This window comes from Sorangium sp. So ce1014 (genome assembly GCF_051521505.1).
Lineage (GTDB): Bacteria > Myxococcota_A > Polyangia > Polyangiales > Polyangiaceae > Sorangium.
Genome location: NZ_CP150356.1, coordinates 1,124,037 through 1,145,362, shown reverse-complemented (window position 1 = coordinate 1,145,362; position 21,326 = coordinate 1,124,037). Strand labels below are relative to the sequence as shown.

Below are 21,326 nucleotides of genomic sequence, written 5' to 3'. Positions count from 1 at the left end.
TTGGCGCATTGGAAGTTCGAATGTCTGCCCTCCTCGGCGGTTTCAGTCCGCCTGGCGCTCTACGGCGGCGGCCAGCGGAGGCCGAGGCCCTGGTGCGGCGAGTCGGCGCTCAGCCGGACGTCGTCCGCGGGGGGCGGCAGCGCGCGCCACACGTCGGGGTGCTGGTCGGGCTGCTTGCCCTGGTTTTCGTCGATCGCCTCGTAGAGCGCGCCCTGGTGGAGGACGTGGAAGCCCTTCGGGTACACCACGGCGCGCTCGTCCGGGCTGAGCGTCGCGCGGTCGGTCCACCACTCCAGGCGACGGGTGTTCTCGTCGATGGCGCCCGCCATGAAGTCGCGGAAGCGCACCCGCGGCACCGCGACCGTCGGGTTGTCCTCGGCCGTCACGCTGTCGAAGAGCCACTTGATGAACGGATAAGGCCCGTCCACCCGGTTGTCCGTCAGGAGGTGCGGATTGGGCGCGTTGCTGCCCACGCCGAAGACCTGCACCGGCACCTCCGTGTCGGGATACACCTCATCGTAGTTGAAGTGGAACCCCAGGAACACGTTGCGCTCGAAGCGTATCGTGGCGCCGGTGTCCACCGCGTGCGTGTACACGCCGGTGAGCGACGTGTCGGCGAAGTAGTTGTCCGTGAACGAGATCGTGTCCCCGGGCGAGCGCGGGTCCTGGTCCACGCGCGTCGGGAACAGCTCGACGAAGAGGTCGCCCGTCCCGATCACGATGTTGTGGTGGAAGCTGGAGCTGCCGTAGCGCTGGCCGAACTGCACGTTGCCGTCCTGGTAATGGTCGAACGCCGACCGCCAGCGGACCGCCCCGGGCCCGAGGACGTTGTGGTGAATCTCGCAGTCCGAGCCGAGCTGGCCGACCTGCAGCGCCTCGGTGCCGGTGCGGAGGAAGCGGTTATCGTACACCTCGAGGCGCTCGAACGCGTGCTGCGGCTGCGCCTGGGTGCTGCCGAAGTAGATGCCCTCGGATCCGACGTCGTGCACGTACAGGTCGTGGATCTTCACGTTGCGCATCGTGGCCTGCCCGTCGTCGTCGGTCTTGGCGATGACCCCGGCGAACTCGACGCGCGCGACCTCGAGGGTATCCAGCTCGAAATCCGACGCCCCGCCGCCGATGGCCAGCCCCGACAGGCCCTCTTTGCTGAACCCGTCGTCGATGAAGATACCGTACGTCCCCTGGCTGTGGGCGAACCCGCCCTCGGCGTGCCCCCTGAACCCCTCATGGCCGGTCTTCGAGACGGGATCGTGGCGGCCGGTCAGGATCCAGCCCTTCCCGCCCTTCAGCACGAACACGTAGTTGGCGGCGTCTCCGCCGACCTTGACCTGGCCGCCGAGATTCGTGATGACGAGCGGGCGCTCCGCGCTGCGCTCGGGCAGGCCGCCGAGCAGGATGCTCCGGTAGTCACCCGCCGGGATGTAGAGCCGGTCGAGCGCGCTCCAGTCGACCTCCGGGAACGCCTTGGCCAGCTCGGGATACGCGATCTCGGGGCGCTCCCCCTCGTTGGGGGTCGGCGCCGGCAGCGTGAAGGTGGTCCCGGCCTGGCCGAAGCGCCCGTAGGCCGGGACGCCCGGCGCCTCCCCGCCGGCCCCGGTGGCCGCGCCGGCCCCGGTGCCCGCGCCGGCCCCGCCCGCGCCCGGCGAGGAGGCTCCGCCCGTGGATGTCGCGTCATCGCCGCCGCACGCCGCCATCGCGACGAGCAGCGCCCCTAGCCTCGCGCTTTGCCTCATGCGATGGAGACTACGCGCTCAGGCCGCCTCGTCGCGAGCGCGTCGCCGTCCCGCCGCCTCGCCTGCCGGTAGGCGATGGGGCTCACGCCGTGGGCGCGCGCGAAGGCGCGGGCGAACGCGGGCTCGCTGTCGTAGCCGACGCGGGCGGCGACGAGCTTCACGGGGAGCGTCGTCTCGCCGAGCAGCACCGCGGCGCGCGAGAGGCGCAGCCGGCGCACGTGGTGGCCGAGCGGCTCGCCGAGGAGCGCCGTCGCCCGCGCAGCGAACGCCGAGCGCGAGAGGCCGGCCTTTCGCGCGAGATCCCCGAGCTCCCACGCGCGCTCGGGCGAGGCGCGCACCCGCGCGAGCGCGGCCGCGATCGGCTCGTCCCGGAGCGCCTCCGCCCGCGGCAGCGACGCCGCCGGGTCGCGCAGCGCGATCGCGAACAGCGCGTGCGCCCACGTCTCGCCGACCGAGCGGCGCAGCGCCGGCGACAGCTCCGGCGCGCCCGCGAGCAGCGCGAGCGTCTCGTTGAGCCAGCGCGCGAGCCCCGGCGTCGCCCCCGTGACGTGCACGACAGGCGGCAGCAGCGCGATCCACGGGGCGTCCGCCGCGTCGAGGTGCAGGTCGACGATGACGAGCTGCGCCTCCGGCGGCCCCTCGGTCGCCAGGGCGCCCTCGGCCACGGCGTGCATCCCGCGACAGACGGCCTCCGGGTGCGCGAGCGACGTCGTCGGCCGATCCCGGATGGCGTGCTCGTCGGCCCGCGGGAGGAACACGAGCTCTCCCGCGCCGAGCGCGAGCCGCCGCCGCGCCACGTCGATCCATCCGCCGCCGCTCCTCGCCGCGTACACCCGGGCGGACGCGCGCCGCGCCGGCTGCCGCTTGCCCCAGCGATCGCCGAGCGCGAAGCGCATCACCTCGGTCTCCCGGAGCGCGACGCTCCGGGCCAGCTCGTCGAACGCGGCAGACATGGTGCGATCGACTGTACCGCACGCGCCCGGCCCCGCCAGCGGCGCGCGCCGTGGACGCGCGGATCGTGGAGCTGGACGCGCGGTGATCGCGGCCTCGCTACGCTGACCTCGTCACAACGAAAGAAAGAGGCCTTGTATGACTCCCGCTCTGCCGCACCCCCGCCCGCTCGACGCCGCGCAGGCGCTCGACGCCCACCTCGACCTCATCGGCAGCGACATCGAGGGGTGGCTCGCCCTCTTCGCCGACGACGCCATCGTGGAGTTCCCGTATGCGTCCGCGGTCGGCGTGCCGGGCCGATTCGAGGGCAAGCCGGCCATCCGGCGCCATTTCGAGGGCATTCTCGAGAGCTTCCGCGACCTGTCGCTCCGCGACGTGCGGCGGTATCCGACGACCGACCCCGACGTCGCGCTCGCCGAGGTGCACGGCTCGGCGACCCTCCTGCCCACGGGCAAACGCTACGAGCAGGACTACGTGATGGTCGTCACCACGCGAGACGGCAAGATCGTGCGGTACCGCGAGTACTGGAATCCGGCGCCCGTGCTCGAGACCTTCGGCGGCGCGCTCGCCGCGCATCGCGAGGCGGCGTCGTGAGCGCGCGCGCACGGAGCGGCGGGCCGCGCGTCCTGCTCACCGGCGGGACGGGCACCACCGGGCGAGCCATCGCCGCGCGGCTCGAGGCCGCCGGCGCGCGCGTCCGCATCGCGAGCCGGACGGCGCGCGACGCGGACGCGCGCGAGGGCGTCGAGCACGCGCGCTTCGACTGGGCCGACCCGACGACGCACGAGGAGGCGCTCCGCGGCGTCGAGCGCGCGTACCTCGTGGCGCCCGCGATGGTCGAGGAGCCCTCGGCGCTCATGGTGGCCTTCATCGAGCGGGCGCTCGCGGGCGGAGCGCGCCGCTTCGTGCTGCTCAGCTCGTCGGCCGTGCCGGAGGGGAGCCCCGGGATCGGCCTCGTCCACCGCGCGCTCCGCGAGCGCGCGCCGGAGTGGACCGTCCTTCAGCCCTCATGGTTCATGCAGAACTTCATCGATCCGCGCCACTGGCACAGGGCGGGGATCGCCGGGCCCGGCGAGCTCACGACCGCGACGGGCGGCGGCCGCGTCGGCTTCGTCGACGCCGGCGACATCGCGGAGGTCGCCGCGCGCGCGCTCCTCGACGAGGCGCCCCACAACGCGTCGCACGTCATCACCGGCCCGGAGGCGCTCAGCTACGATGACGTGGCGGCCATCGTGTCCGAGATCGCCGGCCGGACGATACGCCACGTCCGCGTCGACGAGGACGCCGCCCGCGCGCACCTCGTGAAGGCGGGGGTGCCCGCGCCGTACGCCGCGTTCCTCGTGCGGCTCGACCTCGCCATCCGCGACGGCGCCGAGGACCGCGTCACCGACGTCGTGCAGCGCGTGACCGGCCGCGCGCCGCGCGCCTTCCGCGACTTCGCGCGCGCCCACGCGCACGCCTTCACGTGAATCCGCGCGGCGCGGGCCGTCACCCGCGCCAGAGCTCCTTCACGCCGTCGGCCATGAACTGCACCGCGATGGCCGCCAGGATGAGGCCCATGACGCGCTCGAGCACGGCCACGCCGGACGCCTTGAGCGCCCGCTGCACAAGCCCCGCGCCGCGCAGCACGAGGTAGGAGGCCACGAAGGTGATGGCCACGCTGGCGAGCACGAGCGCCATGGCCACGGGGTCGCCGCCCCCGCGCGACATCAGCACCATCACCGTGGCGATGGCGCCCGGCCCGGCCAGGAGCGGCATGGCCAGCGGCACGAGCGCCACGTCCTCCTTCGCGATGCCCTCCTGCTCCTCGGACGGGGTGGTGCGCGTCGCCGAGGAGCGGGCGCGCAGCATGTCGAGCGCCGTGATGAGCAGCAAGAGGCCCCCTGCGATCCGGAACGCGGCCAGCGAGACGCCGAAGACCTTGAAGATGACGCCGCCGAAGACGGCGAAGAAGAGCATGAGCCCGCCGGCGACGGCGCACGCCCGGAGCGCCGTGCGCCGCACCTTCTCCGGCGGATCGCCCGCCGTCATCGTCAGGAACAGCGGCACGATGCCGATCGGATCCACGACGAAGAAGATCGCCGACAGCGACATGAGGAAGACCGAGACGTAATGGGCCATGCTCACCGGACGCGTCGCGGACCCCGCGGGCCAGGCGCATCTCCCACATCGTCGAGGGTCGCGCTAGCGCCGCGTCGCCCAGGGATGGATCTGCGGTGTCGAGTCAGCGGAGCTGCGGCGGCCGACGTGACGGCGGGCGGCCGCCAGGCAGCTTCGCTGCGCGAGGGCGGGGAGCAACGGGGAGCAAGGAGAGGAGAGCGGGCGGGCGACCTGTGCCGGTGACCGGGCCATCGCCGCCCGCGGCGCGAGGAGGACCCTAGCGGCCCAGCAGGGCGTCCAGCACCTTGTTGTAGGTCTCCTTCTTCTGATACTGGTCATTGAAGAGCAGAGACTGAGAGCTCTGCCCGTTGCACAGCGCCCCGCTCCAGCTGTTGAGCCACGACCTGCCGTCGTTGACCCCCCAGAAGGTGATGCCGACGCACTTGGGCAGCACGAAGCAGGCCTCGACGATGTCGTGATAGAACGTGAGCTGTTCCTCTGCGGAGACCTGACCGCCGCAACGGTTGATGTCCATCTCGGAGATCAGCACTTCCAGGCCCAGATCGGTGAAGCGCTTGAAGTTCGCCGCCACGTCCGCTCCACCGGCTTTGTTGTTCGGTGGGCCGATGTGCATCTGGAACCCGACGCCGTCGATCGGGACCCCGCGCTCGACCATCCCCTTGATCATCTCGTAGACAAAGTCGGCCTTTTCATTGAGCGCATCGATGCTGTAATCGTTATAATAGAGCTTGGCGGTAGGGTCTTGCTCTCTCGCGATCTTGAAGGCGAGGTCGATGAACTCCGCGCCCAGGGCGTTCTGGAACACCGAGGGTCGCATGCGGGGATTGCCGACGCCGGTGTCGCTGTCGGTCAGGACCGCTTCGTTGACCACGTCCCAGTCTTTGACCCGGTCCTTGAAGTGCCCCATCACGCCTTCGATGTGCCTGCGGATGGCCTGTTCTACCGCTGCCTTCCCGCTCAGGGAGTTCGCCCACCCCGGCAACTGGTTGTGCCACACCAGGGTGTGGCCCTTGACCTTCATGTTGTTGTCACGCGCCCAGTTCACGATGTTGTCCGCGGCGCCCCAGCTGAACTGCCCCGCGTTGGGCTCCAGCGCGTTCCACTTCATCTCGTTCTCTGCTGTCACGTAGTTGTGCTCAGCAGCAGCGACGCGCTTGTAGTTGTTATCACCGAGGCCGGAGCCCGAGATGGCCGCGCCGATCAGGATCGGGGGGTTCGCCTTCTCACCGGCCTCCCTCATGGTGGCGGCGCTTGCAGCAGGAACTCTGGCCGCCGTGCCGCCGCCGCCCGTGCCCGTGCCACCGCCGCCCGTGCCGCCGCCGCCCGTGCCGGCCGAGCTGCTCGTCGCGCCACCCGTGCCGCCGCCGCCCGTGCCGGCCGAGCTGCTCGTCGCGCCACCCGTGCCGCTCGTCGTGCCACCCGAAGTGCCGCTCGTCGCGCCCCCCGTGCCGCCTGTCGTGCCGCCTGTCGCGCCCGTCGTGCCCGCGCCGCCGGTCTCCCCTCCCCCGTCGCCACCGCCGTCCGAACAGCCGGTAGCGCACAGGAATGCCGAGAGTAGAAGGGTAAGGGGTGTTGACCTCATGCTTGCATCCTCCGAAGGGAAAATCCCTGCCATAAATCCCGCGAAGGCGTGCCCTGATCATCGCCGCGGCCACACCGCGCACGGGCAGCCCCCGAGGGGGTCCGAAGCGGCAGTCGATCGGCCGCCATCACCCCAGCCTACAGCTTCACGATGCGGGCTTGTAGGGATATGTGTCTCCGGGAAAATTCCACGCTTAATTTATAATTTCGCTGTGGCAACAACGTGCGTCGGAGGGCGAATCAGTAGGGCTCCCCACACCTGACTCGCCCTGCTCCTGGAGCGCGCCTGCCGCCCGCTCGAGCAGCCGCCAGCAAGCGCGACAGGTGCCCTCACCAGCGGAGCTCGGCCGGCAGGAGCTCGGCGATGAGATCCTTGTAGAACGGCTTGAGCCGCTCCACGTCCGGCGGGGCGTCGGCCTTCGAGTACAGATCGTACGGGTTGAACCGCCGCACCCACTCCATCAGCCGCCGATCTTGCTCGTTCATCAGGTGCCCGTACGCGCCCTCGCGGTGCGCCGCGTAGAACGAGTGATATCGGATCATGGTGAGCGCCTCGAGCGGCAGGTGGTCCTTCACCACATGATACAGATACTCGTCGTGCCCCCACGACATGTGCACCCGGGAGAGCCCCGCGCCCTCCTCGTAGATCCCGCACGGCGTCTGGTACGCCGGGTTCGCCATGTCCGGGTTCCGCGCGAAGAGCTCGGGGAAGACGATCCGGTCCGAGAAGGCGCAGCCCACCGGGAAGGTGTCGCCCACCACGGCCCACTGCGGCTCGCCCCACGTGCACAGGATCTTCCCGGCGTCGTGGATGAGCGCGGTCAGCACGAACCACCGCGGCTGCCCGTCCCGCCGCGCCGCCTCCGCGGACTGGAGCGCATGCGCGATCTGCGACAGCTCCGTGTCCGGATCGCTGTCGTCGACCACCTGATCGAGCAGCTCGAGCACCTCCCACATGCCCATCCTGCGCCGGTCGAGCCCGAGGTACTGCCGCTCTTTCTCCTGGACGAAGGCGAGCGTCTGCCCCTCGTGGTTCAGCCGGTAAAACTCCTTCACGCTCGGCCGCGCCTCGGCGCGGTAATCGCGGAACGCCGACGCTTCCGTCTTTCCCGCCTCTCCGCGCGCGGCGCTCCCCTCCACGCCTGACGTCTTCTCACGCTGCTCGCCCATCGCTCCGGCCATAGCGTACGCCCCTGTCCAGCGCCAGTGCCAGGCGCCAGGCGCCAGCGGCAGGGCCCTCGCGGCGCCGCGGCGCCGCGGCGCAGGCGGGTGGCACCGCGCGGGTTGCGAGCGGGCCGATGCGCTGGCGCTCACATCCAGGACAGCGCCTCGAGCCGGGTCATTTCGTGAACAGGAAGCTCGCCGTCACCTGGGTGGTCACGCGGATCTCCCCGGGCTCGACCGGGAAGCCGTTCACCGTCTCCATGGCGTCGGCCATCATGGCCTTCTGCGCGTATCCGTAGCTCTCCGCGGCCACGGTCTTGATCGTGCGGAGCCCGCTCACCGTGACGTTCGCCGCGCCGGCCACCACCTTTGCGTTCTCCCGCGCGTCGCGCACGGCCGCGGCGAGCGCCAGCCTGTGCGCCTCCCGCGGCTTGCTCAGGAAGAAATCGACCCCGCCGACGACATTGGCGCCCGCGGCGAGCGCCGTATCGAGGATACGCGAGCCGTGGGCGCGCAGCTCCTTGACGGTGACGTCGCGCAGGGCGACCGAGAGCCTGCTCTCCGCCTCGTAGCCGATGATCCGGGGCGGCGTGTCGTCCCCCGGCCTCTGGCGTTCCGGGATCGGCGTCACGGCGATCTCCACGGTCCGGACCTGCAATGCCTGGATCCCGAGGCCCTCCAGCGCCGCGATCACCGCCCGCGTCTTGCTCCCGGCCTCCGCGCGCGCCTGCGCCAGCGTCTCCGCCCGCACCCGGATCGAGATGCTCGTGCGCAGTGAATCCGGGTTCAGCATCACCTCCCCGTGTCCAGCGACCGTCAGGAGCCGAGATGCGGCCGCATTCTCCACATTTGCCGCCTGCGTACCCGCGCCCCCCAGCGCGAGCGCGGGCGCGGAGACGGCGGATATCACGCAGGTCGCGAGCAAGGCGAAGAGTCTTGTCGTATTCGTCATGGGTCCCTCCATTCCGCGGAGAATCTAAGGCGGACGCATAAGGAAGCACAGGGCCCCGGCAGCGGACGCGCCATTGACGGCCGCCTGCGCGCCGCCAGGTTTCACGGGACGCGCAGAAGGCGAGGAGGTGTACGGTGTCCGATCGAATCATCGAACGGAGATCCAGCATTTCATGAAAGCGGGTCATTACGCGCTCGCCCGCGCAGGGCGAAGCCGTGCGAGGTCACCGCGACGTGCCCGGCGGGATGCGGTTGTCGCTGGCGATGTCGACCGCGCGGCGCTGCGGGGAACTTCCGACCCCAGGCGGTGAGCGTCGACGCAGGCGTCGCGCGACGTGAGCCGCACGGGCGCACGCCCGCGCGTCGTACACACCTGCAACGGTCCCACGAGGCAACGCGGGCAACGTCAACCCTGCTGGCTCCTGCACTTGCCGATCGTAGCGGTGCGACCGGACACGTGGGAGGAGCTCCGCGGCCGCCTGGCGAGGGTAGCAGCGTGTCAATGGAGTTACGGTCACCGGGTCAAGAACTCCCCGTCGGGCCAGGCCGCGCCGCCGGCAAAAATAGGGGCTGGTCGGCTGGGATCCCACCGACCGCCTGCACCCCCGCGCTTTAGATGCCGCTCGCTCGGTTCCGGGCTGCGCCAGCACGCCAGCACGCCGACGCGGATCCGGGACCGGCCGCGCTGGGCTGCTGCCCGCCGTGGAGCTCCGTGGAGTCCCGTGCCCTGATGTCACCTGCCGAGCCCACCGCCGGTGGTGTCCCGTTTGCGCCGGTCCGCCGCAAATCTAGCGTCGTTGCAATCTGTCAGGTCACACGCAGGGCACACAAAGAAAAAAGACACAGCTCTCGCCGTGTCTTCTTGGTGGAGGCACCGGGAATCGAACCCGGAGCTGAAGCTGAGGCCCAGATGCGCGCGAGATACGGCAGATGCCGCGTCGGAGGCCTCGGAACGGTGTCAGAGGCCATCGAGGGCTCGATTCCTCTCGTACCCTCTCGATCCCTCTCGTGGAGCCCCGTGCCCTAACGTCGGGGCACACGGAGGTCACACGGCGTCCGCTGCGTCGTTTTGGCGCGGTGTACCGCCCTCGTTTATTACATAGGAATGTTGTTCGACATGAGAAATTCGGCATAGTATGTGGTGCGTACCCATTTGGTGGGAGGAACTGTATGCGACTCATTCACTCGGTGGCGACATTGGTCTCTGCTGCATGGCTGTCCGTCGTGGGCGTCGCCTGTCTGTCCGAGGCGGTTCAGGATGGCGACGGTGATATTTTAGAAGTTCAAGATGCAGTTACAGGAGAGACGGCAAACTGGCCAGCTAGTCAGATCTGCTGGAACACTGCCAATGTGCCGAGGCGTGGCATCAACAATGGCCCTGGTGCTCACTTCATTCGGCCGGAACGTGTTGAGCATCCGGGCACCGAGGGGGGCGGGCCAGGGGGCGGCGGTGGAGGTGATTGTGCAACTTGCACGTGTACTGCTGGAGGCGGAAAATGCAGGGCTGTCAAGTATATGGGTACCTGCTACTGCGGTTTTTCCTCTCCCTGCACGGCCTGCAAGGCGAGCTGGTAGACCAAATCGTTGGCCTGCAGGATTGATGGACACCTCATGCCGTGGCTCGTCCCGCGCCTCCACCTTCGACAGCCGCCGGACCCATGTCATAGCGACGGGGCCACGGAAACGTAAGCGCCCGGCCAAGGGCATCGTGACCGTCCGCGTGGCGTCGGTTACCTGTTCCCATCGCGACGAAGGAGGAAGCGATGGCGACGAGAATGGAGTGGGCCGAGCGGGTGGGTCGATGGGAGCGGAGCGGGCTGAGTGCCGAGAAGTTCGCGCGCCGCGAGGGCTACAAGCCCAAGCAGCTGTACTGGTGGCGCTGGAAGCTGCGGGCTGATGGGCCCGCGCAGCCGGCGCCGTCGTCGCTGGCGGAAACGCCGCGCTTCCTGCCGGTACACGTGGTGACCGACGCATCGCCGGTCGCGTCGGAGCCGATCGAGATCGCGCTGCCCAACGGGCGGGTGGTCCGCGTTCGGCCGGGCTTCGACCCGGCCACGCTCGAGCGCGTGCTGGCGCTCGCTGCCGAGGAGGTGCCGTGCTGACGCTGCCGCCGTCGGTGCGCGTGTACGTCGCGGCCGAGCCTACCGACCTGCGCAAGAGCTTTGATGGCCTGTCGGTACTGGTCGCTCAGTGCTTCGGAGCCGATCCGCTCTGCGGCCATCTGTTCGTGTTCAGGAATCGGCGAGGCGACCAGGTGCGAGTCTTATTCTGGGACCGCACTGGCTACGTGATTGTGGCGAAGAAACTCGCCCGCGGCCGATTCCACCTTGCCCGCGGCCTGCCCAAGGGAGCGACCCACATTGAGGTCGAGGCGGCCGAGCTGTCGCTGATGCTCGAAGGCATCGACCTGTCGCAGGCCGTACGGCGCAAGCGCTGGAGGCCCGGCGTGAGAAATTTCGACGCGTCGAAGCAACGCTTGATGGATGCGCGCGGGATAGATATCCAACGCGCCACGTGAGCAGTCCCCCTCCGTCCCAAGCACAGCTCCCCGCCGATCTGGCCGATGTGCGACGCAAGCTCGAGCAGCTCGCGGCCGACGGGCAGGTCGCGGCGCTCATCGAGCTGGTACTCGGGCTTCTGCTCCAGCTGCGCGACAAGAACACCGCGCTGTCGGCGAGGCTCGCGAGCGCGCTGCGTGAGCTGTACGGCCGCAAGAGCCAGAAGGTCTCTACCGAGCAGCTGATGCTGCTGTTCGCCGAGCTCGGCGCCCAGACGCCGCAGGGGGGCGGTGACTGCGCGCCCTCGTCAGACCCTGGCGCGGAGGCTCCTGAGCAGCCGGGGCAGGGGCTGGTGCCGCAACCTCCTGAGCCGCCGAAGCCGCCGCGAGGACGGCGTGGGCGCGCGCCGCTTCCCGCACACCTGCCGCGCGAGACGCGCGTTGTGCCCGTCGCCGAAGCCGAGCGGAAGTGCCCGCAGTGCGGCGCGGACAAAAAGTGCATCGGTCACCGTACGAGCGAAGTTCTCGAGTTCGTCCCTGCACAGTTCCGGGTCATCGAGGAGCAGAGGGAGAAGCTCGCCTGTCCGCGCTGTCCCGAGCAGGGGGTGACGACGGCGGACAGCGAGAAGGTGATGGATCGGGGTCGCCCGGGGCCGGGGCTGCTCGCGAGCATCATCGTCGAGAAGTTCGAGGACGCGATGCCGCTGTATCGGCAAGCGCAGCAGTATGCCCGCTTCGGCGTGTCGCTGTCGCCGTCGACGCTGGGTGAGTGGTCGGCGTTCGCACTCGATGTGCTCGCCTCGGTGGCCAAGAGGATCCAGGAGCGCGTGCTGGGCGCATGCTACCTGCGCGCCGATGACACCGGGATGCGCGTGCTGGATCAGGATCATCCAGCGGGGGTGAAGCGAGGGCACATCTGGGCCTTTGTCGGGGCTGAGCTCGTCGCCTTCCTGTACGCACCCGACTGGAGGGCGAAGCATCCGGCTGCCCAGCTGCAGGGCTTCACCGGCTACCTGCAGGGCGATGGTTATGCAGGGTACGGCGCGATGTTGCGCGGAGACGACGGTGGCGAGGTGATCGTGCCCGAGGAGCGCCGGCTCGGCTGTGGAATGCACATCCGCGCGAAGTTCGAGAAGGCGGCGAAGGGCGGCGACGAGCGAGCCGCTGTGGCGCTTGCGTACTTCAAGGCCATCTACCGCATCGAAGCTGCCTGCAAAGCTGAGGCGCTGTCCGCGGAGGCACGCCTGACGCGCCGGCAGGCGCTGTCGCTCCCCGTGCTCGAGGAGCTCTATAAGTGGATTCACGATCTGCACCTGCGGCTCGTGCCAAGTACGCCGCTATACGTCGCGACGCTGTACGCCATCAACCAGGAGGCAGCGTGGCGGCGCTGCTTCACGGATGGGCGCTTCGAGATCGACAACGGTGAAGTCGAACGGCGGATAAGATGTGTGGCGCTCGGAAGGAAAAACTACTTGTTCGCGGGCTCGGACAAGGGAGCTGAACGCCTCGCCGTCGGCTACACCGTATTTGGCTCGTGCCGGATGCACGGAGTCAACCCGCTCGCCTGGGCGACGGAGGTGATCGGCAAGCTGCAGGCGGGCTGGCCGCGCGAACGGCTGGACGAGCTGCTGCCCGACGCGTGGGCGCGAGCGTCGCTCGCGGCTCCGGCCGCCGGCGACGCCGACGCGTCCTGAACGACGCGGACCTCAATCCTCGCCGCCGGGGGTCCGGGGGGAAAGCTTCTCGCCGGCCCTCTCGTGTCCGCCCGCGTCTGCCCGGACCATCGGTAGGCGCCGCCCCGCGCCCAGCATCGTCGACCCCGGTGAGAGCCGCAAGGGGCCGCGCCCATGGCGATGGCTGGGCGCTTACACGGAAACCACACGGCCGCGCTTGACTTTCCTAGAACTGCCAATTGAGGTCTTCACGGGTGTGGGGAAGTTCGTCAGGCCTATGCCTCGCCCACGCCGGTCTCGCAGAGGGAGCCCCGTGCCCTGGCGTCGGGGCACACGGAAGTCACACGGCCGCGCCGCCATGCCTTGAACCCTGCGGGCCGGAGGTCTCCGCGGCCGCGGTGGCGCGGAAGCACGTCCTCGCGAGCACTGACCTTACTGCGGCCGTCGGCGATGCCTGATGGCTTGTCGTTACGGCCGCCCAGAACGCTGCCCTACTTTTGCTTCTGACTGTGGGGGGGCTCTGCCTGGCGTAAATCTGTCTGGGAGGAACCGGCTTCTACTGCGGCCTTGATCATACGAGAATGCTTCATTGCGATCTCGTACACTTCTTCTGGACTACGGAGTACAAACTTCGCAGCTCTTGCGCGGTCCGCATCTGCTGGTTTGCTGCGCCGCGTTACTGTACTCATGATGTCATCTCCTGAGCGACGATGCCCACTGTCATGGCCGCGATTTTGCGCACTCGTTCACTGAGCTCGTCGTGTCGCTGAATGCCGACGTGCAGTAAAGTGTTGCGCATCCTGTCACGGTCGATGTATCTCCCGTGTTCTTTACGTGGCCTCTTCATCGCGAAGAAGTAATTGTATCTTCGAGGTGCAACGCCACTGTACGAGTCAAATTCCACGCCGTCGCTGCTCTTGCCTGGATCTTTAATCGCGTCGTTGTGTAATTTTCGCGCCAGACTTTTTTCGTACGGTTCTAAGAAGACCAGGCGTTTAATTCCAGTGGCAATAATGTGCTTTGCACAATTATGGCATGGATACGTGGTCGTATAGATTGTGGCCCCGACTAGTCCTGTCTCGCCTGCTCTCGCCACCGCCAGAATTGCGTCCATCTCAGCGTGGACGGCTCTTGAGAATTCAATTAGGCCGTTGATTCGTGTCTTGCCAAGAGCCTTCTTGATTTCTTGCTTTATATCCGCGTTCGCCTTAATGGCAGGTATCTCGTTCAATACAGAGAGTAACTGCTCGACGATCAGACTCTTTTCGTCGTCGTTGTAGCATTTAGCTCCCAGGGTCCAACAGCGCTTGTCTTCTAAAGTTTCAGAAGTGTACAATCCGCCGCCGAATTTGGGAACGTCGTTGCACCCCGTCGCAAGAACGGTGCCACGACTAGAGAAGATGGCCGCTCCTACCTGGCGAGACAGGCAAGCCGAACGTGCCGCTGCCTCAAAAGCAACATGCATCCCGAACTCGTCGGTAGATGGGGATACTATACCCACATCAAACACAAGTTGTAGAAGCCTGCCGGCCTCTTGGTCCAAATCAGTAGCGGTTGAGAAATTGTTCGCGAGAAAGTAGTCCGCCTTGAGAATCGCTTCGGCTGCCTTTTGGCCGTGCTCTTTGTGTTCGTCTGCGTCTATGTCAGAGAGAGTGTCGAACCTTGCCGCACCCAGGGACTTTCTTTCCCTTAACCGTTCTTTTCGCCGCTCATCTGAGCTGACGACCGCGACCATCACGAATGCATCGTGAAATACTGTCCTTAGGAGGTCAACCTCCTCGGGCCGCTTGAGGCTATCGATGATAAATGCGGTTCGTTTGCTCGTGTCCGACTTCGTTAGCCAAGGGTTTATGACATGGCTAATGCACAATCTTGAGATGATGTCGTCTCCGTACTTGCTGCGCAGGAAGTTTCCTCGTCTCTGCAACTCAGCAATACGTTCACCAGCGCTAGAAAATTGAGCTTCGAAGGACACATTGGGATCTGCGCCCGAAGTGCTGCCTGTCTGGAAGAGCTCAATGAGGAACACACGCGTTACGTCGATGATCTCGACCTGATAACCGTATGTTTGTAATCCCTGATGAATTTTGTCGCGGACGAATGAAACGCCGGCCCCGATGCGGCCCGCGAGGCCGAAAACGAGTAGCGGAAGCTGCTCTTGCGTTCGCGTGTCGACCACGAGTTGCTCACCATCTTGAACGGTTCGGTCGGCGGCCGGCTGAGCTCAACAACAGTGACACGTACGATTCCGAAGGCGCCGAACCACTTGTCCAGCGTTAGTCTATGGCACCAGACTGTGCTATTAGCTCAGCTCGCCACCGTCGAACACTGTAGAAACCCTTGTAATGCCGCGAGACATGCGAGACATGCGAGACATGCGAGACATGCGAGACATGCGTTCTGTGAGATAAAATGTACTAGTCAGGTTTGCAAACGGAAATCCTCGTGGCTGGCAACCGATGGAAATTACTCGCAAATTCCATCGGCGAGCTGACGGGATATGTCATGGCGGTCGTAGACGGATCATGTGCAGGGGCCTTCCAACGCAGAATTCCGTTGGAACTGGACGTTTTTGGTTAGATTAATTACTAGAATCCATGGATAACGAGAGGTCGAGAGAACAATCAGAGGTAGCCTGCTGAGCTGACACAGCTCCCACCTTGAGCGCGGCATCGGCCAGCACCGCCTTGCTGGAGCAAGGGTGCCGTCGGCTCTCCGGGCGGCGCCGAGGGAGGCATCGGCGGCTGCCCCTCCTCCCCGTCAGCTCGGGCACCTCGCCGTCCTGGTCCCCCGCTGCCCCGTCCGTCAGATCACGATCCACGTCGCGCCGTCCGTCGCTCACCAAGCGGATGGTCATGTAAGGTTACCCGTCCCGCGCGACCTGCTGGCCCGTGCTTGCGAGCACCTCGATCGCCTCCTCCACCCCGGCGACCTCCTTGACCACGATCTCGGCGCCGACATTCCCCGCGGCCGGTGGAAGCCGGATCGACACCCCGTCATGCGCGTTGACCCGCACGAGTTCGCCCGGCCGGGCCGTGTAGGTGCCCGTGACCACCGGGCTGATGAGCCACACCCCCGGGATGAACACGTCGGTCCGGTTCTCGGCCGGGTTGTCGGTGACCACCGCCCCGACGAAGTTGAGCACGGGGCGCTCCGGCAGCTCGACGCCCGCGGCGAAGATGCGGCGGACGCCGAAGAACAGCGTGTCGATCCAGTTCAGGACCCTCGACATAGTTACCTCTTCAGGTGCAGGACGCGAAGGACGAAGGCGTCGTAGATGCCGAGCTGCCCAGGGTCGCCGTTCCGCGTCTTGCCCTGGAGCTTGATGCGGTAGTTGCCGGGCTGCAGTGGGACGAAGGACCCGGAGATCGCGACGGGGGCCCGCGAGTTGCGCAGCTCGGATGCGATGTGCGCGCCGATGGGAATCAACGTCGTGCCGTTCGGCGCCACGGCGACGAGCCGGACGCGCGCTTGGTCGTTGGTGCCGCTGGCCAGGAACTCGAGCGTGAAGGAGCAGTCCAGGAGCAGCACGTCGCGCGACTCCACGTTGGGCACGTCGACGCGGAAGACGCGGGAGCCGGCGGCCAGCCAGTCGGCGTACGTCGTGGTCGGGGCCAAGTCGACGCTGACCTCCTCGTTGCCCCACGACGTGAAGTGCACCGCTTCGACGCGGCGCTTGCTCTACGAGGCCATCGAGCGCCCGCATGGCACCGGCGAGGGGGCGTAGGTTCTCCTCGACGAGCTCGTCACGCTCGGCGACGGCGAGCTACGTCAGCGCTTCGCTCGGCGGAGTACCTCCCGCAATTGCCTTCTACCGCGGTGCATCCGCCTGTTCGTTGTGAGCGGGTTTTGCCCGAGCGCCACCGCTATCTCCTTGCAGGTGTAACCCAAGGCGATGCCCGCAAGCACAGCACGCAGCTCGGGGGTGAGCCGCTCCAGACCACGCAGAGCCAACCGGGCCTCCACCTGGCCGAACGGCGAAGGTGCGTTCCCCGGAATCGTGGATGCCGCTCGCTCCTTGTGCCACCGGTACATGTGCCCGCGGTAGTGGAACACGTGGTGCCAAGCGACGGCGAATAGCCAACGTTGCAGGGCCTCGTTCACTGGCACGTGCTGGGAGGGCCGGAAGCGCCCGGTCTCCACGCTGCGCCAGGCGGACAGGAAGATCTCCTGCATGAGGTCGGGCCAATCGCACGCGGGCACGGCATATTGACGCAACACCGTATGGATCATCCCCGACTGTCGCATGATGGCATCGAACGGAACGTGCACTGCGGGATTTGAAGCAGCTCCGGTTGGACGCGATGTCCCCCTACGCTCCGCCACGGCTCGCTGCCCCGGCGAGGTGGCGTTCAGCGGCAACATTCCTTTCACGACGTCGCGTCTCATGGACGTGCTCATTCTCCTGGCCCGGCGCAGGGCGGATCTCGGCCTGGCGTCGCTCAAGACCGCCGCCGCCTCTACCGCTGGCTACCTGTCGCCGGGCCGCCGACGACTCAGCGAAGTTGCAGCAGCAGCGCCTCGCGTTCCCCGGCGAGCTGACCCCGCGGGAACTCCATGGCGTGCATGTCGAGCAGGCGTCGCGCCTCCACGTCAGCCCTGGCATTGTGGGCCTCGATGGCCTTGCGCGCCTGGCGGATCAGGCTCTTCTCACGCTCGCTGGCGACCGGGCGCGCGGAGCCGACCCGAGATGGGGTATGCGCAGCTATCGTGGCAGGCGAAGCAGCCTTGCCGCTCATCGCGACCGGTGGATGCTCGCCGGGGGTTGACACGCTCTGCACCAGAAGCGCGGTGGTGGCGACCGCCGGGGGCACGTCCGGCGGGCCGGCGAACGGCGCGGTGTCCTGCGGCAGGAGCGCGCCCTCGGACGCGCGGACCGCTGCCGGCTGGAACAGCGGCGTCGTGTTGGCCGTGCTCGTCGAGGAGGGAGGCGTCGCAACGACGGCGCCGATCAGCCCGACAAACGCTGCCTGCGCGAGGAGCCTCGCACCCACCTTCTGCAGGTGCAGCACGTCCGCCCACCACGAGCGACCGTGCAGGCCGAACGCCACCGGAACGCATGGCTCCTTGTCCCAGCCCCGGGATTCTTGCTGCGCCATCCAGCGCCGCGTCGCCTCGTCCAGGTGCTCGCGCGCCCGGCGGTGTCGGGTCTTCACGGTGTTCAGCTTGAGCCCCAGCTCTGCGGCGATCTCGGCGAACGGCATCTCCTCGAGATCGTGCTTGACCAAGATGTCGCGGTACGTGGGATCGACCTGGCCGATCAGGGTGCGCATGAGCGCCTCCCGCTCCCGCCTGCGGATCAGGTCCTCCGGACTGGGGCACTCGTCCCCCAAATCGAGGTCGTCAAACGACGTCAGGACCTCTCCCCGACGGCGCGCGTTGCGGGTGTGATTCCGCGCCTGGTTCCGGGCGATCGTGACGGCGTACGGCGCCGGATCCCCGCCCGGCTCGATGCGCTCTCGTGACTCCCACCCCCGCAGAAGCGCTTCCTGCGCGATATCCTCGGCATCTCGCGCGGGAACGCCGGCGCGCCTCGCGAGGCGCCGGAGGAGCTCGAAGCGGGGGGTGGTTCTTGCTGGCCTGCCCACAGTGGGTAGCACCCCCGAGCCTCTCGGAAGGGTTCAGGAAAATGAACGGAGCGGCGACTTTGGTAGGACAATGTGACACCATGTGTGCCCACGCGCCTGTGGCACCCCTGTCCGGAGAGGACCAACCCTTTACGTCTCCGGGTTGATCTTTGCCGTTGAAAACGGTCCTCTCTCGACGAATTCATCGCCGTTGACGCCGCACGCCTGGCGTAAGTACGGTCCCGCCATGCGATTCGTTGCGCCTTCGTTGCTTCTCTGCCTGATGTTCGGGGCCGCAACTGGCTATACGAGATCGGCGCGTGCCGAGGATATCTACTCAACGCTGGAAGAGGGCGACGGTTCGGCGGTGAAGGACCATGTTCGCCGCGCGAAACGAGCGCGCGACGCAGGACGGTGGACCGAGGCTCACGTGGCCTACAAAGCAGCCTTCGAGGCAGCAGACCCGGCGTCGAGCACGGAGAGAGAGCGCGCGGAGCTCGCCGGAGAGCTCGGCCTGTGCGAGCTCGAGCTGCGCAAGTACCGTGATGCAGCCGAGCACCTGGCCTGGAGTCTCGAGCAGCGTGACGCGCTGCCGCTCCAGCTACAGCTACGGTTCGAGGCCGGGCAGCGCAAGGCGGCACCGCACGTAGGGACGCTGTACCTCTCGGTCGACCCGCCCGATGCAGAGGTGCTCATCGACGGCAAGCCCATCAGCGCGCCCGCGCGGATCTACCGGCTGTTCTTGGAGCCCGGTCAACACATGGTGCGGGCCCGGCTGGCCGGTCACGAGGAAGCGTTCCAGTCGTTCGACGCGCAGGCGGGCAAGGCGACCACCATCTCGATGCAGGTGCCGCGCGCCGCGACGCCGGCAGCCGAGGCGAAGGACACCGCCACGGGGGTTCGTACGGCGAAACGGTCCGCGCGAGGCGCACAGGCCTCGCCCGTGACGCCGTCCGCCACCGCGTCCAACCTGCGCATCGCTGGCGCGATCCTGGCGGGAGCAACCATGGCAGTCGGCGGCGGGTTCCTGATCTGGAGTGCCTACACCGAGGACCAGCTCCACGATCGAGCCGCCACGCTGCGTGGCGCCGACAGAGAAGCGGATCGGTGTGCCCGCCCGAATGCGCCGCGTGCGTGCTCGGAGCTGCGCGACCTCCAGGAACGGCGGGATCTCCTGGAGCAAGTCGGATGGGTGAGCCTTGCGACCGGCGGCGCGCTCGGTGCGCTGACGCTCGCGTCGCTGCTCGTGGGCCGGACCTCGCCGCCTAGCGACGGGGCACGCATCGTGCCCACGGCGGGCGGGCGGAGCGCGGGGTTGATGATGGTTGGCGTGTGGTGACGGATGTGGAGCGCGGGGACATGGATATTTCATCAAGACGTCGACGCGTGGTGGCTGTGTTGTCTCCCATCGCGCTGGGGTGCGGATTCGCGGCGGTCGTGTGCGGGTGTTCCTCCGGCCCTGACCCTAGGGAGCCCATCTGCGACGGCGATCCCACGGTGAGGCCTCCGCAAGATGGGTGCGGCCTTTTCGTCAGCGCAAGTCTCGGCGACGACGCGAATCCAGGAACGCGCGCGGAGCCGCTGAAGACACTGCGCAAAGCCCTCGAGCTCACGGAGACGGGCAGCCACCCCCACCATGTCTACGCGTGCGCGGAAACCTTCGACGAACGTATTTGGTTCTACGACACGAGCATCTGGGGTGGGTTCGACTGCACGAACGGCTGGCAGTACCTCGGTGCCGATGCGAAGACCGTCATCGCCCCGAAGCGGCCCGTTCGTGAAGTGGTGACGTTTGGAGGGCGGGGAATCACGCTCGCGAACCTGCGGATCGTGGCGCCCGACGGGAACGAGGTGGACCGAACAGAAGCGTGCTCGATCGGAATCGTCGCCGTGCGCGATGAGGCCGATCTCAAGCTCGTGGCGAGCGAAATCATTACAGGACGAGGCGCGAAGCCGGGCGGCAACTCGCTCGGGATCTATCTCACCGCGGACAGCGAGCTCGAGGTGATCGACAGCCTCATCGTCACAGGTGACGGAGCCGACGGTGAGCCCGGAGCTCCGGCGGAGGACGCAGCGGCGGCCGGCGGGCTGCCTGGACACCCGGGAGCCGACGCATGCACGGTCAATGACGTGGTCGCAACCCCAGCGGTCACGACGGAGTGTGGCGACGGAACCTCGGTCAGCGGCCACGGCGGCCCCGGGCTGCCCGATGAGGGCTTCAGCGCAGGTCATGGGGAGCCGCTGCCCGACCCGAACCCGACGGGCGCCGGTACCGGGGGCGTCGGCCAGCAGGGAAGCACGGCGTGCACCGACGGCCAGCACGGCCTCAACGGTGCCGCGGGTGTGCACGGCCAAGGGGCGACGCGCCCTGGCGTTGTCGGATGGGTCCGCACGCTGGGCAAGGGGCAGGACGCGACACTCGGACGCCCGGGCCAGGGTGGCGGCGGTGGTGGCGGCTCGCGCGGCGGTGCGACCGCGTGTGGTGCCGGGCCGATTGGGGGGGCGTTCGGCGGCTCGGGCGGTTCCGGCGGTTGTGGCGGCAAACAGGGAACAGGCGGTTTCGCCGGAGGAGCGAGCATCGGCATCGTCACAAGAGGTTCGAAGGTCACCGTCCGCGGATCGACGATCGAGACGGGCCGCGGCGGCCGGGGTGGTGCGGGAGGGGCGGGCTTGCCAGGGGGAAGCGGAGCTCCTGGGGGCGAGGGCGGGAGAGGCGTGCCCGGCGCGCTCCCGGGGTGCCGCGGAGGCGACGGCGGCAACGGGGGGCCCGGTGGGGGCGGAGGCGGCGGGCTCGGCGGTCATTCGGTGGGCATCGCGTACCTGGAGACCACGGAGGTCACGCGCGAGAACGTCCAGGCGACGTTTCTCCTTGGAACCGCTGGGAAGGGAGCGCCCGGCGGCGATCCGAACGCCACGGAGAGCAAGGGCGACGATGGCGTGGCGGCCGAGTTCCTGCCGTTTGCGGCCATCGATCCGAACGATCCAGACTCCAATGAGCTGCAGTAGAGGGCGCCATGTGGGAAGAGAGGACGAGAAAGGAAACGGGCCTCCGTGCGCTGGGTGCTCGGCCTTTGCTGTTCGGAGCCGC

18 protein-coding genes are annotated in these 21,326 nt (G+C 67.8%); 7 read left to right on the top strand and 11 right to left on the bottom strand.

What is annotated here, in order from left to right; genetic code table 11:
- Nucleotides 1-59: 59 nt before the first annotated feature.
- Both WME75_RS04400 and WME75_RS04395 read right to left on the bottom strand, forming a co-directional pair.
- Entirely contained in the window at nt 60-1,733 is a 1,674-nt protein-coding gene (locus WME75_RS04400) for a right-handed parallel beta-helix repeat-containing protein (RefSeq protein WP_437486742.1), read from the bottom strand.
- Complete coding sequence (locus tag WME75_RS04395; protein ID WP_437486740.1) at nt 1,730-2,686, bottom strand: helix-turn-helix domain-containing protein; 957 nt, start codon at nt 2,684-2,686, stop codon at nt 1,730-1,732. Before WME75_RS04395 ends, WME75_RS04400 begins: the two co-directional genes overlap by 4 nt.
- A 136-nt stretch (nt 2,687-2,822) precedes the next feature.
- Between WME75_RS04395 and WME75_RS04390 the strand changes: the two genes are divergently transcribed.
- Both WME75_RS04390 and WME75_RS04385 read left to right on the top strand, forming a co-directional pair.
- The gene (locus tag WME75_RS04390) at nt 2,823-3,278 is read left to right on the top strand and encodes a nuclear transport factor 2 family protein (RefSeq protein WP_437486738.1); all 456 of its coding nucleotides are present in this window, start codon (nt 2,823-2,825) and stop codon (nt 3,276-3,278) included.
- Nucleotides 3,275-4,153, top strand: coding sequence for an NmrA family NAD(P)-binding protein (locus tag WME75_RS04385; protein WP_437486737.1), 879 nt, complete (start codon nt 3,275-3,277; stop codon nt 4,151-4,153). The genes WME75_RS04390 and WME75_RS04385 overlap by 4 nt, the downstream gene beginning before the upstream one ends.
- A 19-nt stretch (nt 4,154-4,172) precedes the next feature.
- Here WME75_RS04385 and WME75_RS04380 read toward each other — a convergent pair whose 3' ends face one another.
- The 4 genes from WME75_RS04380 to WME75_RS04365 all read right to left on the bottom strand — a co-directional run bounded on the left by WME75_RS04380 (nt 4,173) and on the right by WME75_RS04365 (nt 8,502).
- A complete protein-coding gene (locus tag WME75_RS04380; protein WP_437486735.1) occupies nt 4,173-4,805 on the bottom strand; it encodes a MarC family protein in 633 nt (210 codons plus the stop codon).
- A gap of 256 nt (nt 4,806-5,061) precedes the next feature.
- Nucleotides 5,062-6,387, bottom strand: coding sequence for an endo-1,4-beta-xylanase (locus WME75_RS04375; protein ID WP_437486733.1), 1,326 nt, complete (start codon nt 6,385-6,387; stop codon nt 5,062-5,064).
- Between the two features lie 329 nt (nt 6,388-6,716).
- Complete coding sequence (locus tag WME75_RS04370; protein ID WP_437486731.1) at nt 6,717-7,556, bottom strand: inositol oxygenase family protein; 840 nt, start codon at nt 7,554-7,556, stop codon at nt 6,717-6,719.
- A gap of 169 nt (nt 7,557-7,725) precedes the next feature.
- Nucleotides 7,726-8,502 (bottom strand): SIMPL domain-containing protein, encoded by a 777-nt coding sequence (locus WME75_RS04365; RefSeq protein ID WP_437486729.1) that lies wholly within the window; start codon nt 8,500-8,502, stop codon nt 7,726-7,728.
- Nucleotides 8,503-10,264: 1,762 nt separating this feature from the next.
- Between WME75_RS04365 and tnpA the strand changes: the two genes are divergently transcribed.
- From tnpA to tnpC, 3 genes are read left to right on the top strand one after another with little or no spacing between them, the layout of a single operon-like run.
- Nucleotides 10,265-10,603: an IS66 family insertion sequence element accessory protein TnpA gene (tnpA, locus tag WME75_RS04360; protein WP_437476348.1), complete on the top strand. Its 339-nt coding sequence runs from the start codon at nt 10,265-10,267 to the stop codon at nt 10,601-10,603.
- Nucleotides 10,597-11,019, top strand: coding sequence for an IS66 family insertion sequence element accessory protein TnpB (tnpB, locus tag WME75_RS04355; protein WP_437486727.1), 423 nt, complete (start codon nt 10,597-10,599; stop codon nt 11,017-11,019). Before tnpA ends, tnpB begins: the two co-directional genes overlap by 7 nt.
- A complete protein-coding gene (tnpC, locus tag WME75_RS04350; RefSeq protein WP_437486725.1) occupies nt 11,016-12,692 on the top strand; it encodes an IS66 family transposase in 1,677 nt (558 codons plus the stop codon). Before tnpB ends, tnpC begins: the two co-directional genes overlap by 4 nt.
- Nucleotides 12,693-13,356: 664 nt before the next feature.
- On the opposite strand, the gene WME75_RS04345 is transcribed toward tnpC, so the two are convergent.
- The 5 genes from WME75_RS04345 to WME75_RS04325 all read right to left on the bottom strand — a co-directional run bounded on the left by WME75_RS04345 (nt 13,357) and on the right by WME75_RS04325 (nt 18,259).
- Complete coding sequence (locus tag WME75_RS04345) at nt 13,357-14,850, bottom strand: anti-phage dCTP deaminase (RefSeq protein ID WP_437486723.1); 1,494 nt, start codon at nt 14,848-14,850, stop codon at nt 13,357-13,359.
- Nucleotides 14,851-15,534: 684 nt separating this feature from the next.
- Nucleotides 15,535-15,903 carry a hypothetical protein gene (locus WME75_RS04340; RefSeq protein WP_437486721.1) on the bottom strand — a complete coding sequence of 123 codons (369 nt, stop codon included), beginning with the start codon at nt 15,901-15,903 and terminating at the stop codon, nt 15,535-15,537.
- Between the two features lie 2 nt (nt 15,904-15,905).
- Nucleotides 15,906-16,331 carry a hypothetical protein gene (locus tag WME75_RS04335; protein WP_437486719.1) on the bottom strand — a complete coding sequence of 142 codons (426 nt, stop codon included), beginning with the start codon at nt 16,329-16,331 and terminating at the stop codon, nt 15,906-15,908.
- A gap of 111 nt (nt 16,332-16,442) precedes the next feature.
- A complete protein-coding gene (locus WME75_RS04330) occupies nt 16,443-16,943 on the bottom strand; it encodes an RNA polymerase sigma factor (protein WP_437486717.1) in 501 nt (166 codons plus the stop codon).
- 224 nt (nt 16,944-17,167) lie between these two features.
- Nucleotides 17,168-18,259: an RNA polymerase sigma factor gene (locus WME75_RS04325; RefSeq protein ID WP_437494739.1), complete on the bottom strand. Its 1,092-nt coding sequence runs from the start codon at nt 18,257-18,259 to the stop codon at nt 17,168-17,170.
- 226 nt (nt 18,260-18,485) lie between these two features.
- On the opposite strand from WME75_RS04325, the gene WME75_RS04320 reads away from it, so the two are divergent.
- Nucleotides 18,486-19,577 (top strand): PEGA domain-containing protein, encoded by a 1,092-nt coding sequence (locus tag WME75_RS04320; protein WP_437486715.1) that lies wholly within the window; start codon nt 18,486-18,488, stop codon nt 19,575-19,577.
- Between the two features lie 158 nt (nt 19,578-19,735).
- Nucleotides 19,736-21,244: a hypothetical protein gene (locus WME75_RS04315; protein WP_437486713.1), complete on the top strand. Its 1,509-nt coding sequence runs from the start codon at nt 19,736-19,738 to the stop codon at nt 21,242-21,244.
- Nucleotides 21,245-21,326 lie beyond the last annotated feature (82 nt).